The following is a 213-nucleotide window of genomic DNA, read 5'->3' on the forward strand; positions in this document are numbered from 1 at the left end:
GATTTAGCGCGGGTCAAGTGTCCCACAAAGGCAGTGGGGCATCACGCTGGATTGCTACATGCAATAGAGCCTGCAAGCGCTTGATTCAAAACAGGAATCGGTATCGGGGTGTTATCGGGCTAAACAATTTGTATTTACCTCTGAAGTATTGACTGAGCATTTTTCCACTCAGGGCAGGCCGCCTTCGGCGGGTGCAGTTTCAGGGGATTCCAG

It is taken from the genome of Ramlibacter sp., from assembly GCF_041916345.1.
In the GTDB taxonomy this organism is placed as follows: domain Bacteria; phylum Pseudomonadota; class Gammaproteobacteria; order Burkholderiales; family Burkholderiaceae_C; genus Ramlibacter.